This is a genomic window from Pseudoduganella sp. GW821-FHT05F09 (genome assembly GCF_059419605.1).
In genome coordinates this window covers 490,494-504,826 of the sequence record NZ_JBWKSD010000001.1, presented here as the reverse complement: position 1 = coordinate 504,826, position 14,333 = coordinate 490,494, and the positions used below count along the sequence as shown (strand labels likewise).

General features: G+C 64.1%; 15 protein-coding genes. 2 read left to right on the top strand and 13 right to left on the bottom strand.

Annotation, left to right across the window (positions count from 1 at the left end; translation table 11 throughout):
• Positions 1-71: 71 nt before the first annotated feature.
• The 3 genes from AC07S4_RS02115 to AC07S4_RS02105 all read right to left on the bottom strand — a co-directional run bounded on the left by AC07S4_RS02115 (position 72) and on the right by AC07S4_RS02105 (position 2,556).
• Positions 72-1,466, bottom strand: a complete 1,395-nt coding sequence (locus AC07S4_RS02115) for a sensor histidine kinase (RefSeq protein WP_494985013.1) — start codon at positions 1,464-1,466, stop codon at positions 72-74.
• On the bottom strand, positions 1,459-2,139 hold the full coding sequence (locus AC07S4_RS02110) for a response regulator transcription factor (protein WP_494985012.1): 681 nt from the start codon (positions 2,137-2,139) through the stop codon (positions 1,459-1,461). The genes AC07S4_RS02115 and AC07S4_RS02110 overlap by 8 nt, the downstream gene beginning before the upstream one ends.
• 108 nt (positions 2,140-2,247) lie before the next feature.
• Positions 2,248-2,556 carry a hypothetical protein gene (locus AC07S4_RS02105; protein ID WP_494985011.1) on the bottom strand — a complete coding sequence of 103 codons (309 nt, stop codon included), beginning with the start codon at positions 2,554-2,556 and terminating at the stop codon, positions 2,248-2,250.
• A gap of 226 nt (positions 2,557-2,782) precedes the next feature.
• Here AC07S4_RS02105 and AC07S4_RS02100 point away from each other — a divergent pair, with 226 nt between their 5' ends.
• Positions 2,783-4,843 (top strand): methyl-accepting chemotaxis protein, encoded by a 2,061-nt coding sequence (locus AC07S4_RS02100; RefSeq protein ID WP_494985010.1) that lies wholly within the window; start codon positions 2,783-2,785, stop codon positions 4,841-4,843.
• On the opposite strand, the gene AC07S4_RS02095 is transcribed toward AC07S4_RS02100, so the two are convergent.
• Positions 4,840-5,148, bottom strand: a complete 309-nt coding sequence (locus AC07S4_RS02095) for a hypothetical protein (protein WP_494985009.1) — start codon at positions 5,146-5,148, stop codon at positions 4,840-4,842. The genes AC07S4_RS02100 and AC07S4_RS02095 overlap by 4 nt on opposite strands.
• A gap of 280 nt (positions 5,149-5,428) precedes the next feature.
• On the opposite strand from AC07S4_RS02095, the gene AC07S4_RS02090 reads away from it, so the two are divergent.
• Entirely contained in the window at positions 5,429-6,241 is an 813-nt protein-coding gene (locus AC07S4_RS02090; protein WP_494985008.1) for a Crp/Fnr family transcriptional regulator, read from the top strand.
• Here AC07S4_RS02090 and AC07S4_RS02085 read toward each other — a convergent pair.
• The 9 genes from AC07S4_RS02085 to infC all read right to left on the bottom strand — a co-directional run bounded on the left by AC07S4_RS02085 (position 6,144) and on the right by infC (position 14,308).
• Positions 6,144-7,655 carry a CHASE3 domain-containing protein gene (locus AC07S4_RS02085; RefSeq protein WP_494985596.1) on the bottom strand — a complete coding sequence of 504 codons (1,512 nt, stop codon included), beginning with the start codon at positions 7,653-7,655 and terminating at the stop codon, positions 6,144-6,146. The two genes, AC07S4_RS02090 and AC07S4_RS02085, sit on opposite strands and share 98 nt — an antisense overlap.
• A gap of 122 nt (positions 7,656-7,777) precedes the next feature.
• Complete coding sequence (locus tag AC07S4_RS02080) at positions 7,778-8,410, bottom strand: response regulator (protein WP_161075039.1); 633 nt, start codon at positions 8,408-8,410, stop codon at positions 7,778-7,780.
• A 139-nt stretch (positions 8,411-8,549) separates the two neighbouring features.
• Positions 8,550-8,951, bottom strand: a complete 402-nt coding sequence (locus tag AC07S4_RS02075) for a MerR family transcriptional regulator (RefSeq protein WP_494985007.1) — start codon at positions 8,949-8,951, stop codon at positions 8,550-8,552.
• A gap of 13 nt (positions 8,952-8,964) precedes the next feature.
• Positions 8,965-9,312 (bottom strand): integration host factor subunit alpha, encoded by a 348-nt coding sequence (locus tag AC07S4_RS02070; RefSeq protein WP_056391332.1) that lies wholly within the window; start codon positions 9,310-9,312, stop codon positions 8,965-8,967.
• A gap of 134 nt (positions 9,313-9,446) precedes the next feature.
• Positions 9,447-11,885, bottom strand: a complete 2,439-nt coding sequence (gene pheT, locus AC07S4_RS02065) for a phenylalanine--tRNA ligase subunit beta (protein ID WP_494985006.1) — start codon at positions 11,883-11,885, stop codon at positions 9,447-9,449.
• A 12-nt stretch (positions 11,886-11,897) separates the two neighbouring features.
• Positions 11,898-12,914, bottom strand: a complete 1,017-nt coding sequence (pheS, locus tag AC07S4_RS02060; protein ID WP_161075036.1) for a phenylalanine--tRNA ligase subunit alpha — start codon at positions 12,912-12,914, stop codon at positions 11,898-11,900.
• 100 nt (positions 12,915-13,014) lie between these two features.
• Complete coding sequence (gene rplT / locus AC07S4_RS02055; RefSeq protein ID WP_028833836.1) at positions 13,015-13,374, bottom strand: 50S ribosomal protein L20; 360 nt, start codon at positions 13,372-13,374, stop codon at positions 13,015-13,017.
• A gap of 25 nt (positions 13,375-13,399) precedes the next feature.
• On the bottom strand, positions 13,400-13,597 hold the full coding sequence (gene rpmI, locus AC07S4_RS02050; protein WP_161075035.1) for a 50S ribosomal protein L35: 198 nt from the start codon (positions 13,595-13,597) through the stop codon (positions 13,400-13,402).
• Between the two features lie 165 nt (positions 13,598-13,762).
• Positions 13,763-14,308 (bottom strand): translation initiation factor IF-3, encoded by a 546-nt coding sequence (gene infC, locus AC07S4_RS02045; protein ID WP_494985595.1) that lies wholly within the window; start codon positions 14,306-14,308, stop codon positions 13,763-13,765.
• Positions 14,309-14,333: the final 25 nt, after the last annotated feature.

The window sequence follows — 14,333 nt, the reverse complement described above, 5'->3', positions numbered from 1 at the left end:
CCCTGAAGAAATACTGACAAATTCCTGACAGCCGCACATTTAGCTGCGCATTCGGCTGCCTTTCAGCCAAATCAGGCGGCCGGAAAGCGCACCGAGAACAATGCGCCCTGCCCGGCCTGGCCGCCGCTGGCGCTGGCAATGGCGATGCGGGCGCCATGCGCGGCCGCAATGTCGCGCACGATGGCCAGGCCCAGGCCGCTGCCGGCCACCTTGTCGTCCAGCCTTACATAGCGCTTGAACACGGCCTCGCGCAGCGCCGGGGCGATGCCCGGCCCCGAGTCCTCCACTTCCAGCACAGTGCCGCCGGTCAGCGCCCCGCCGCCGGCCTCGCCGGGCATGCAGCGCACCGTCACCGTGCCGTGCTCGGGCGTGTAGCGGATGGCGTTGTCGATCAGGTTGTCTATCAGGTCGCGCAGCAGGAAGCGGTCGCCCAGCACCGGGGCGGGCTGCAGCTCGAAGCCCAGGTCGATGGACTTGCGCGCCGCCTGCTCGACGAAATGCTGCACCGTCTCGGCCACCAGCGTGTCCAGCGCTAGCGGCTCGAGGCGGGTCTTCTCGAAGTGGCTGGGCTCGGCGCGCGCCAGGGCCAGCAGCTGGTTGGTCTGCCGTATCATGCGCTCGGTGGAGGACAGCATCAGGCGGATGGAATGCGCGGTCTCCGCCTCGGCGTGGCGATGGCCCAGCCATTCAAGCTGGGTCTGCAGGCCGGCCAGCGGGGTGCGCAACTGGTGCGCCACATTGGCCAGAAATTCCTGCTGCGCCTGCGCGCCCTCGCTCACGCGCGCCAGCAGGCCGTTGAAGGCGTGCACCACCGGCGCCAGCTCGTAAGGCACGCCCTCCTGCACGATGGGCGCCAGCTGGTCGCCCTTGCGCGCGTTCAGGCCGGCGCGCATGCGCTCCAGCGGGCGCAGGCCGTTGGTGACAGAGAACCAGATCAGGCCCACGCAAGCGAGGGTGAACAGGCTGTCGAGCAGCACCAGCGCGCGGAAAATCGCCTGCCGCACCTGCGTGCGCTGGCGCAGCGTGCGCGCCACGCCGACGTAGGCCGGCCCGGGCGTGGCGGCGGCACTCACCCGCAGCGTGGCGATGCGCACCGCTTCGCCGCGCATGGCGCCGTCGTAGGCCAGCGCGGCGCCTGCGGCGGCCACTTTGGCGCCGGCCAGCGCGGGAAAATCGGCGTCCCCGGCCAGCAAGCGGCCGGCACCGTCGCGCACCACGAAATAGACCGCGTCGGCGTCGCCGTTGCGCAGCACCTGCTCGGCCTGCGGCGGCAGGTCGATACGCCAGGCGCCGCCGGCGGCCGACAGGCGCGCGCCCAGCGCGCCGGCGGCGTCGGACAGGCTCTGGTCGAACGCGGCCTGGGCCGGCAGCCAGGCCAGCATATAGGTCAGGGCGCCGCCCGCCAGGTTGATCAGCAGGATGGGCGCGATCAGCCACTTGAGCAGGCGCAGCCGGATGCTAGGCATGCGGCGCCAGCTCCAGCATGTAGCCGAAGCCCCGTATGGTGCGGATGGTCACGCCGGCGTCGGCGATTTTCAGGCGCAGGCGGGAGATATAGACTTCCACCGCGTTCTGCGTCATGTCCTCGCCCCAGGGCAGGATGGCGTCGATGATCTGCTGCTTGGACACCACCCGCGCGCCGTGCTGCAGCAGGTATTCCAGCACCGCCCACTCGCGCGCCGACAGCTCGATGGCGCGCTCCTTGACGCGGGCTCGCTTGGTGCCGCCGTCCAGCACCAGGTCGCCCATGGCCAGCGCGGCGGCCTTGGGCGCGTTGCGGCGCGCCAGCGCGCGCAGGCGCGCCACCAGCTCCGGGGTGGCGAAGGGTTTGACCAGGTAATCGTCGGCGCCCAGTTCCAGGCCGCGCACGCGGTCCTCGATGGCGTCGCGCGCCGTCAGCAGCAGCACGGGTATGGCGCTGCCGCGCGCGCGCAGGCGGCGCACCACTTCGAAACCGTCTATGCCGGGCAGGCCGATGTCGAGCACCACCACGGCCACTTCGGCCGCGCCGGCGCGCTGCAGCAGCGCGTCGGCCTCGGTGCCGCTGCGCAGCACGTCGACCGCCATGCCATGGCCGCTCAATACGCGGTGCAGGCCGTCGGCCAGTACCGCGTCATCTTCCACCAGTAATACGTGCATAGCCTGCCCCATGTTTCACGCAGTCAAGGCTGCGCCTGCAGGCACTATAAGGGCAAGCACGGCCGATGTACAGCCGTGCCGGAGAGGGCGGAAACGGCGCGGCGCCGTTCAGATGGTGGTGCGGCGGCGCGTGCGGACGCGCGGGCCATTGCCGTCGGTGGTGCTGTAGGCCTTGGTCGAGGACAGGCGGTACATCAGCACGTCGCCTGCCACGCAGACCACCAGCGGCGCCATCAGCATCAGCGCGTCGATGGATTCCATGTTGCCTGAGAAGCACACCTCAAAGAACAGCAAGGCGATCATGATGGAAGTCACGACGGCCAGCGACAGGAAGCAAAGCGCCTTCACCTGTTTCGATTTCCGCTTGCCAGACGCGACGAAATACGCGCCGCTGACGCAATGCAGCAGCAGCAGCAAAGTAGTGCCCAGATAGAAATAGAGTACGGGGTTGATGGCGCCTCCCTTCTTGTCACTTCTTCATAAAAATACAATTGAACTTCCCACTTGGAAAATTCTACCAAGAATGGCACGTTTCGCGTCGGAAAATCTCTCGAATAATCACACTAGCCGGCTTTTCATTCACGAAGTTGTAACAATCGGCAGGCATTATTGCAGTGTGGAAATCTTACAACGTGGAATACTGATGAATACCCTGTTCGGCCCCGCCATCGCCCTGATGCAGCGCCTGCGCCTGTTCCCCAAATTCGTACTGGTGACGCTGGTTTTCCTGCTGCCGCTGCTGCTGGTGACGGCGCTGCTGATGCACGAACTGCACAAATCGCTGGCCGTGACGGAGGGCGAGCAGCGCGGCGTGGCCTACATCAGCCAGCTGCAACAGCTCAGCCAGCTGGCGCAGCAGCACCGCACACTGGAAAGGCTGCGCTTGGCCGCGCGCCAGCCGCTGGACGGCGCGGCGCTGCGCGGCGATATCGAAACCCGGCTGAAGCGGCTGGACAATTGGCAGCAGGACGCGGCCGGCCTGGCGGCCCTGCCGGAATGGACTGCGGTACGCCAGACGTGGAAGACGCTGGCTGATCGTCAAAATACTATAAGCCCGAAAGACAGTATGGACGCGCACGGTACACTGCTGAGCCAGCTCGCCAAACTGAGCACGCTGGTGGCGGACCGCTCCAGCCTCAGCCTGGACCCGGAAGTGCAAACCCACTACCTGATCTCCACCTTCCAGCAAACCTTGCCCCAAGTGGCGGAAGACCTGTCCATGCTGGCCGCGCGCGGCGCAGCCTATATCGACAGCGGCCTGTTTGAAGGCAATGAGGACCAGCTGGTCAACGCCACCGCGCTGCTGGCGCGCCACAAGCTGGAGCGTTTGCCGGCCGAGGCCGCAACCATACTGCAGCACAACCCGCAGCTGAAAACGGCGCTGCAGCCGCACCTGGCGGCCGTGCCCGCCGCGCTGGCCTTTTTGGAACGCAACAAGAACGAAGTGAGCAACTCCTACAACCAGACCAGCGGCAAGGAATTCAGCGCCGCCGGCAACGAGGCCATCGGCAAGCTGTACGGCTTCGCGGCCGCTTCCGCCACGGCGCTGGACCAGCTGCTGGCCGAGCGCATGGCGCGCGACCAGTGGCGCCGCGACCTGATGCTGGCCGGCGTGGCCGCCGCGCTGGCGCTGGCGGCGCTGCTGTTCGCCGGCTTCTACCTGTCCTTCTCGCGCGACGTGGCCAGCCTGAACCGCGCCGTGCAGGCCGCCGCCGCCGGCGACCTGGCGGTGGAAATCAGCTCGCCGGCGCGCGACGAGATCGGCAGCCTGGTGAACTCCTTCGGCGCTATGACGCAATCGCTGGCCTTGCTGGTGGACGATATCCGCAGCGGCGCCGGCCGCATCGCCGACGGCGCCGACGAACTGGCCAGCGGCAACGCCGCCCTGTCCGGCCACACCGAAGCCCAGGCGGACGACCTGTCCGCCACCGTGGCCTCGATGCGCGCGCTGACCGCCACCGTGCAGCGCAACGCGGCCCACGCCGAAAGCGGCCGCCGGCTGGTGCACAGCGCCTCCGGCATTGCGCTGCAGGGCGGGCGCAGCGTGGCCGCCGTGGTCGACACCATGGCCGGCATCCGCGCCAGCTCGGACAAGATCAGCGACATTATCGGCGTCATCGACGGCATCGCCTTCCAGACCAATATCTTGGCCCTCAACGCGGCCGTGGAAGCGGCCCGCGCCGGCGAGCAGGGGCGCGGCTTTGCCGTGGTGGCGGGCGAGGTGCGCAGCCTGGCGCAGCGCTCGGCCTCGGCCGCGCTGGAAATCAAGAAGCTGATCGGCGATTCGGTCAAGCAGGTGGAGGCCGGCAGCGCCCTGGTGAACTCGGCCGGCGCCACCATGACGCAGGTGGTGCAGTCGGTGCAGCAGACCGCCGCCATCATCGAGCAGATCAGCGCCGCCGAAGCGGTGCAGCGCAGCGAAATCGAGCAGGTGGACCACGCCCTGGCGCGCATCGAAGACATGACGCGCCAGAACGGCGCGCTGGTGCTGCAGGCCTCGGCCGGCGCGGACCGCCTGCACGAGGAAGCGGCGCAGCTGGGCCAGGCGGTGAGCCGCTTCCGCCTGGACGGCCACGCCGGCCCGGCCCCGGCAGCGGGCGCACCGCGCCCCGCCGCCCCGCTGGAAACCGTGGCCCCGGCCCGCGAGTGGAGCGCCAACAAACCGACGATAGTGTCGCGCAAGCGCGAGCGCCTGCTGGGCTAACTTCCCGCGAAGGGCGTGCCGAACACGCCCACCGCGAGCTCCGCCCACGCCAGCAGCAGCACCGCCGCCATGGCCATGCCCAGCAGCAGCCTGCTGCGCGCGCTGCGGAACAGCCTCGCCAGGATCAGGTAGACCAGGCCGGCGCCCGCCAGCAGCACGGCGGCGGCGGCAAAATCGTAGCCGTCCCACGCCACCTCATCGGTGAACTGCATCGCCAGCAGCGGCGCCAGCAGTATCAACGCCGTGCCCAGCACGACCAGGCCCAGCTGCCGGCCGAATTGCCGCATGCTTTCATCGTTCCCCATCGCATCCTCCTTTTGACCAACTGCAGCCATCTTGGGACAGTTTTGTAAAGCCGGTATGCGTTCCGCGTGCCCCGCCGCGATTTGTTGCGGTAGGACTGGGCTGACAAGGCGCCATGCATGCAGCCTACACGGGAGCGGTGCCCCGTCTTATGTTCGTCAGGCACATACAAGCCTAAAGTGCTAACAACGCGATGGATAAAGTGGTGCGAGAACAGAAGCCCACCCGGAGATAGCAAACCGGCGTCCTTTGCGGCCCTGTACTTAGCCTGTGAGGAATAAAATGAACAACACTCAACTTAGCAGCGATACCGCAAAACTGTCGCTCTCCCAGACGATGCCCATAGGCTCGCGGGAATTCAAAGTTGCGTCCCGGCCGGTTGTCAGCTATAGCGGTACACAGCAGAACGAACTGCTGGCCGCCTTGCCTCGTGAAGTCCTGGAATCGCTGTTCGAACACCTGGAACTGGTGACCCTGCCCTTCGGCAAGGAGCTGTTCGAGTTCGGCAGCAAGCTGGAAAATGTGTATTTCCCCACCACCGCCATCGTCTCGCTGCTGTATGTGATGGAGGACGGCGCCACCACCGAGATCGCGGTGGTGGGCCATGAAGGCGTGGTGGGCGTGTCGATGTTCCCCGGCGAGCGCGCCATGTGCAGCGCGGTGGTGCAGAGCGCCGGCTACGGCTACCGCCTGAAAGCCCAGCATCTGCGCGAGGCCTTCAACCAGGGCGGCGCCCTGCCCCAGCTGCTGATGCGCTACAACCACGCGCTGTTTGCGCAGATGGCGCAGAATGCCGTCGGCGGCCGCCACAGCTCGATCGAGCAGAAGCTGTGCCGCTGGCTGCTGGACCGCCTGGACCGCTCGCTGAGCAACGAGCTGAAAGTGACCCAGGAAATGATTTCCATCATGCTGGGCGTGCGCCGCGAAAGCATCACCGCCGCCGCCGGCAAGCTGCAGGAAGACGGCCTGATCACCTACCGCCGCGGCAACATCACCGTCATTGATCGTTCAGGCTTGGAACGCTATGCGGGCGAGTGCTATAAGGTGGCGAAGACGGAGTACGATCGCCTGCTGGTGGACGTGGCAGGCCGCTAGGCTGGCCCGGCTCGGCAAGATCAGCCTTGGCGCGCAGCGGTATATGCACCTCGATACAGGTCCCCTTGTCGTTGCGGCCGCGCCGTATGGTCAGCGTGCCGCCCAGCAGCAGCGCGCGTTCGCGCATGCCCAGCAGGCCATGCGACATCGGCTTCACCAGCGTGTTCGACTCTATGCCCACGCCGTCGTCGATCACGCGCAGCACCAGCAGTTCCTCGCTGCACGTCAGCGTCACCGTGACCTTGGTGGCGCGCGCGTATTTGCGGATATTGGTCAGCGATTCCTGCACGATGCGGAACAAGGCGATGGCCAGGCTGGCGTCGCGCGCCTTGGCCACGCCGTCGATATGGCGCGCGATATCGGTCTCGCACGGCAAAGTGGACATGCGGCTGAATTCTTCGCAATAGCTTTCGATGGCGGCGCACAGGCCCAGGTTGTCCAGCAGGCTGGGGCGCAGGTTTTCGATAATGCGGCGCTTCATTTCCACCGCCTCGAGCAAGGTGGCGCGGGCGCGCTTGAGCTGGCCCGCCAGTTCGGGATCGGTCTTTTGCAGCTGCTGCATGACGGCGCCCAGGTCCATGCTGATGGACGTCAGGTGGGCGCCCATTTCGTCGTGCAGCTCGCGCGACAGGCGCACTTTTTCCTCCTCGCTGATGCTGATCAGGTGGCGCGACAGCACGGACAGCTGCTCGGTGCGCTGCGCCACCATGGATTCGAGGGTGTCGTTCGACATCTGCAAGGCGTGCTCGACGGCGGCCTGGTTGCGGAAGCTGCGCCGCACCAGCTGGTAGAACATCACCAGCACAAAGATGGCCACGGCGTTGATGCCCATGCCCAGCAGCACGGTCTTCTGGTATTGCTGGTAGAAGCTGGCGCTGCGCGCGGCCAGGGTTTCGTTCTGCTCCTGCACCATGATGACCACCAGCAGGCGCAGCTCGTCCATCGAGGCGCGGTCGTCGCTGACCTTGGCGATGTTGACGATGTCGTCCAGGCCGCCGTGCCGGTAGACCTCGATCGACTGCCCCATCAGCGCCAGCTTGCGGCGCACGATGGTGTGCAGCTGGGCCAGGTTTTTCAGCTGCGAGGGGCTGTCGGCCAGCAGCAGTTCCAGTTCCTTGAATTCGGCTTCGGTCTCGGCGGTGACGGTGCGCGTCGGCCCCAGGTAGGCCTCTTTGCCGGACACGAAATAGCCCCGCATGCTGCTCTCGGCATCGAGCACCAGCACGTTCAGGTATTGCAGGCGTTCCGCCACCCGCGAGGACTGGCTCAACTGGAAGTTGGCGCCCTTGAGTGATTGCAGGTTGTGAAACAGGCTGAAGCCGTTCACGATCAGTATCAGTGCGCAGGTGACGCACAGTACGGTCTTGTACAGGGGCAGTCTGTGGTGGGGCGCCGCGTCGACGGTGAAATACATCCTGATAGGCATCCTTTGCTAGATGAGCAGCCTTTATGGCAGGGCCATTATAGACCCTGCCGTTTTTTGCTGCGCCGCACCAGTTTCCTAACGTGCGCGCCCCAGGTTTCCTCGACCCGCGCTTAATCCAGCAAGTTGTTCTTCATTGCATAATAGGTCAGATCGCTGTTCGATTGCAGGCCCATTTTTTCCATGATGCGGGTGCGGTAGGTGCTGACGGTCTTGATGCTGAGCGACAGCGCCACGCCGATATCGCTCACCGTGGCGCCGCGCGCCAGGCGCAGGAAGACCTGGAACTCGCGGTCCGACAGCTCGGTGTGCAGCGCCGTGTTGGGGTCGCGGTCGAAGCTTTGCGCCAGCAGTTCGCCCACCTGCGAGCTCACATAGCGGCGGCCCTGGTGCACGGTGCGCACCGCCGTGATCAGTTCGTTGGCCTCGCATTCCTTGTTCAGATAGCCGTTGGCGCCCATCTTGAACAGGTTCAGCGCATACTGCTGCGCCGGATAGCCGGACAAAATCAGTACCGGCAGGTCCGGCTGGCCCTGGCGTATGGTGCGCAGCGTATCGATGCCGGACTGGTCCGGCATGGCGATATCCAGCAGCAGCACGTCGCAAATCTCGCGGCGGGCAATATCCAGCGCTTCGCGCCCGGTGCTGCCTTCCGCCACCACATTAAAGTCGTCCTCGGACGAGAAAATCTGCTTGAAGCCAGCCCTGACTATTTGATGATCGTCACATATGGCAACGCGTATCATGTGCTCCCTCGTGTCTTCCGTGTATGGGAAAGTCCCGCGCTCCGCTTACAAAATAATAATATTATTACTGTAGCATGGCTCGTACCAAAAAAAAGGCGCTGTCCGCGCCTTGGTGCCGCCATCCTGGCCGCCCGGCTTGTCAGCCTAGCAGGGCAAGTATGGCCTGCAGTTCACTGCGTATCATGTCCCGGTCCAGCGGCGGCGCCTGCACTGCCGGCGCCTGGCGCTCATACTCATCATACCCTGCCTGCGCCGGATCGGCACTGCGGCTATCGAGTTTGTTGCGCGCCCCGCTAATGGTAAAACCTTGTTCATATAACAGCTCGCGTATGCGGCGTATCAGCAGCACCTCATGATGCTGGTAGTAGCGCCGGTTGCCGCGCCGCTTGACGGGCTTGAGCTGGGTGAATTCCTGCTCCCAGTAGCGCAGCACATGCGGCTTTACGCCGCACAGCTCGCTCACCTCGCCTATCGTGAAATAGCGCTTGGCGGGGATGGGCGGCAGCACCACCAGTTCCGACTTGCCTGGCCTATCGTTCATGCTGCGGCCTCACTCAGGCGGCACGCGCCATGGGACTGCTTTCCTCGACCATGCTCTTGAGCTTCTGGCTGGCATGGAAAGTCACCACGCGGCGCGCGGTGATGGGAATCTCTTCCCCGGTCTTGGGGTTGCGACCGGGACGCTGCGGCTTGTCGCGCAGCTGGAAATTGCCGAATCCGGACAGCTTGACGGCTTCGCCGCGCTCAAGCGCGTTGCGGATCTCGTCAAAAAAGGTTTCCACCATGTCCTTGGCCTCGCGCTTGTTCAGGCCGACCTGCTCGAACAGCAGCTCTGCCAGCTCCGCCTTGGTCAGCGTGGGCATGTCCTTTTCCGCTTCCTGGCGTACCTTGGCCACCAGCATCGCGCTGTGCAGCTCGGCATCCAGAGCGGACTCGAGTACGGCGGTATCAACGTCGTTATTATTAATTTTGCTGCCCTGCCTATAAAAAGAACCGGAATCCGGCAAGGGCCGGATTCCTGGGATGCCTGTGCCTGTCAGCTGCGCAGTTTGGCGCCGTGTTTTTGCTGCGCGGACTCGGCCAGCGCGCTCATCACTGCGTCCACCACATCGTCCTGCAGGGTGTTTTGAGTATCTTGCAAGCTAAAGCGGAAAGCAAGCGATTTCTCGTCCGATTCCAGCCCTTTGCCGCGATATTCATCAAACAAAACAATGGCTTGCACTAACTTGCCGTGCGCGTGCGCGGCCTGCGCGGCAGCGAAAGCGTCGAGCAGATCCTGCGCCGGGACAGCCTGTTTCACCACCAAGGCCAGGTCGCGCGTGGCGCCGGGGAATTTGGAGATCTCGCTGTATTTTGGCACATTGCGTTGCTGCAAGGCAATAGCATCCACCTCGAACAGCACCGGCGCTTGCGGCAGGTCATATTTCTGCAGCCAGCGCGGATGCAATTCGCCGATAAAGCCGATCACTTTGCCGTCCAGCTCGATATTCGCCGAGCGGCCGGGGTGCAGGCCGGGGTGGGCCGCCTTGCTGAAACGCAGCGTTTGCGGCGCGAACAGGTGCTCCAGGTCGGCCTTCACGTCGAAGTAATCGACCAGGCGGCTGTCCTGGCCCCACTGCTCGTCGGCCACCGGACCGTAGGCCAGCGCGGCCACGCGCTGCGGCTGGCTGTAGCCGGCCACGCTCAGCGGGCCGTCCTGCACCGACGCGTCGCGCTGGTAGATGGCGCCCAGCTCGAACACGCGCACGCGGCTGGCTTTGCGGTTCAGGTTGTAGCGCACATTGGCCACCAGGCTGCCGATCAGCGAGGAGCGCATCACGCTCAGCTGGCTGGCGATCGGATTCTGCAGCTTGATCGGGTTGTCGTTGCCATTGAAGTCCAGTTCCCACTGGGCTTCCACAAAGCTCATGTTCACCACTTCCTGGTAGCCGAGGTCGGCCAGCTGGTGGCGCACGGCGAACAGGGAGCGCGTGTTTTCAGGCGCGATGTGCATGGTGTTCGGCGCCACCGGGGCCACGGCGGGAATGTTCTCGAAGCCGTACACGCGGGCCACTTCTTCGATCAGGTCTTCCTCGATTTCGATGTCGAAACGGTAGGACGGCGCGGTCACGCTGAACACGCCGCCGTTTTCACCCTGCGCCAGGGTGAACTGCAGGCCGAGGCGCTTGAAGATGTCGGCCACCAGCTCGTCCGTCAGCGGCACGCCGATGACTTTCTGGGCGCGCGCGGTGCGCATCTGCACCGGCTTCGGCTGCGGCACGTTGACGATCTGGTCGTCCACCGGGCCCACTTGCGTGGCCGGGGTGCCGCAGATTTCCACCAGCAGCGCGGTGATGCGCTCGATGTGCTCGACCGTGGTGGCGTAGTCCACGCCGCGCTCGAAGCGGTGCGCCGCGTCGGTCGAGAAGTTGTACTTGCGGGCGCGGCCCTGGATGGCGTTCGGCCACCAGAATGCCGCTTCCAGGTAGATGGACTCGGTGTCCAGCGACACGGCGGTGGCGTCGCCGCCCATGATGCCGGCCAGCGATTCGAGCTCCTTGTCGTCGGCGATCACGCCGACCCACTCGTCCACCGCGACGGTGTTACCGTTCAGCAGCTTCAGCGTCTCGCCGGCTTTGCCCCAGCGCACGTCCAGGCCGCCGTGGATCTTGGCCAGGTCGAACACGTGGGTAGGACGGCCCAGTTCCAGCATCACGTAGTTGGAGATGTCCACCAGCGCCGATACCGAACGCTGGCCGCTGCGCTCGAGGCGCTGCTTCATCCACTCGGGGGTGGCGGCCTTGGCGTTCAGGTTGCGGATCACGCGGCCGGAGAAGCGGCCGCACAGGTCCGGCGCCGAGATCTTCACCGGCAGCACTTCCTGCATGGTGACCGGCACGGTGCGGAACACCGGCAGCGCCAGCGGCACGCCGGTCAGCGCCGACACTTCGCGCGCCACGCCCAGCACCGACAGGCAGTCGGCCTTGTTCGGGGTCAGCTTGATGGTGAACTTGAGGTCGTTCAGCGCGTAGTAGTCGCGGAAGTTCTGGCCCACCGGCGCGTCGTCCGGCAGTTCCAGCAGGCCGGAGCCCTCTTCCGACAGCTTCAGTTCCTTGGCCGAGCACAGCATGCCCTGCGACTCCACGCCGCGCAGCTTGCCCACCTTGATTTCAAACGGCTTGCCGTCCGCGCCCGGCGGCAGCACGGCGCCGGCCATGGCGCACACCACTTTCAGGCCGGGGCGCACGTTCGGCGCGCCGCAGACGATGTTGAGCAAGGTGCCGGTGCCCACGTCCACCTGGCAGACGTTGAGGCGGTCCGCGTCCGGGTGCTTGGCCATTTCGCGCACGTGGCCCACGACCACGTTGGAGAACGGCGGCGCCACCGGTTCGACTTCTTCCACTTCCAGGCCGGACATGGTCAGCATGTGCGCCAGTTCATCCGACGTCATTTTCGGATCGACGAGAGTGCGCAGCCAATTTTCAGAGAATTGCATATTCGTGGTGCCTCAGTTGAACTGTTTCAGGAAACGCAGGTCGCCTTCGTAGAACAGGCGCAGGTCGTTGATGCCGTAACGCAGCATGGTCAGGCGCTCGAGGCCGGAGCCGAACGCGAAACCGATGTAGCGCTCGGGATCGAGGCCGAAGTTGCGCACCACCGACGGGTGCACCTGGCCGGAGCCGGACACTTCCAGCCAGCGGCCCTTCAATGGACCGCTGCCGAAGGCGATGTCGATCTCGGCCGACGGTTCGGTAAACGGGAAATACGATGGGCGGAAGCGCACCTGCAGGTCGTCGGTCTCGAAGAAGGCCTTGACGAAGTTCAGGTACACGCCCTTCAGGTCGGCGAAGCTGATGTCCTCGGCGATCCACAGGCCTTCGACCTGGTGGAACATCGGCGAGTGGGTGGCGTCGCTGTCGACGCGGTAGGTGCGGCCCGGCGCGATCACCTTGATCGGCGGCGTGTGGCTGCGCGCATAGCGCACCTGCATCGGGCTGGTGTGGGTGCGCAGCAGCAGCGGCTTGCCGGTGCTGTCGTTGCCGTCCACATAGAAGGTGTCCTGCATGGAGCGGGCCGGATGGTTTTCCGGGCTGTTCAGTGCGGTGAAGTTGGTCCAGTCGGTTTCGATCTCGGGGCCGCCGGCCACGTCGAAGCCGATCGAGCGGAAGATCTCCTCCACGCGCTCCCAGGTGCGCATGACCGGATGCAGGCCACCGCCGGCGCGGCCGCGGCCTGGCAAAGTGACGTCGATTTCTTCCGCGTTCAGGCGGGCTTGCAGCTGGGCTTCGGCCATGGCGTCGCGGCGCGCGGTCAGCGCGGCTTCGATCTGCACTTTGGCGGCATTGATCAGCGCGCCCTGCGCTTTTTTCGCGTCCGGGTCGAGCTTGCCCAGGCCCTTCATCAATTCGGTGATCTGGCCGGTCTTGCCCAGATACTTGGCTTTGGCGTTTTCAAGTGCGGCGGCGTCCGCGGCGGCGATAAAGTCAGCACGTGCCGAGACGACCAGTTCTTCCAGGGAGTTCATGCAATATTCCTGTCTTGGAAATTAAAAACGGGGCACAGGTTCACACCTTGCCCCGCTCTCATGCGCTGCCGGAAGCAGCGCTACGCATCAAACGCTGATATTAGGCAGCGATTTGTGCTTTGACGGTGTTGACAATCGCGGCGAAAGCCGGCTTGTCCATCACAGCCATATCGGCCAGAACCTTACGGTCCAGCTCGATGTTCGCCTTCTTCAGACCGTTCATGAATACGCTGTACGTCACGCCATGCTCACGGGAAGCGGCGTTGATACGGGCGATCCACAGGCGGCGGAAGACGCGCTTCTTGTTACGGCGATCGCGGTAAGCGTACTGGCCAGCGCGCATAACTGCTTGCTTGGCAATACGGTATACCTTGCTACGGCGACCACGGTAACCCTTGGCCAGGTTCAGTACTTTTTTATGACGGGCACGCGCAGTAACCCCACGTTTTACTCGAGGCATATTAGCTCCTTAAATGAGTGTGAGATTAAGCGGTAGGCATCATACGCATGACGGACGTTACATCCGACGCGTTGACGTTACGGGTACCACGCAGCTGACGCTTGTTTTTGGTGGTCTTCTTGGTCAGGATGTGGCGCTTGAAAGCCATACCCGATTTCACAGTACCACCTGGACGCACGCGAAAACGCTTTTTCGCGGAGCTTTTGGTCTTCATTTTTGGCATAACACATCTGCCCTCTTACGGGCAGCTCCAAATTAACAGGATTGCAGGTGGCAGCACTACGCTGCGCTTAGAGGCCTGCTTTCACTTGTTGATGCAGCGGCCAGCCTTGCAACGGCCACTACATTTTGCGGAACGTGATTATATATCAGATTCCGCAAATTCTTCTTATTTCTTCTTTTTCGGGGCCAGGATCATGATCATCTGGCGGCCTTCCATCTTCGGGAACTGCTCGACCTGGCCATACGGCTCCAAGTCGGCCTTCAGACGTTCCAGCATGCGGAAACCAATATCCTGGTGCGCCATCTCACGGCCGCGGAAACGCAGCGTGATCTTGGTCTTGTCGCCTTCATCGAGGAACTTGATGAGGTTGCGCAGCTTGATATTGTAATCGCCGTCATCGGTCCCCGGACGGAATTTGACTTCCTTCACGGCGATGATCTTCTGCTTCAGCTTCGCTTCGTGGGCTTTCTTCTGCTCCGAATACTTGAACTTGCCGTAGTCCATCAGACGGCACACCGGTGGAACCGCCGTAGGGGCGATCTCCACCAGGTCGACGTTCAATTCTTCCGCCATGCGGAAGGCTTCGGCCAGGCTCACGATACCGAGCGGTTCGTTTTCAACCCCGCTCAGACGCATTTCGGGAGCGGTGATTTCGCCATTGATGCGATGCGACTTGTCAGTAGCTATTGTAGTTTCCTTTAAAAATTCGATGAATGGCCGGTATGTGGGTTTCCCC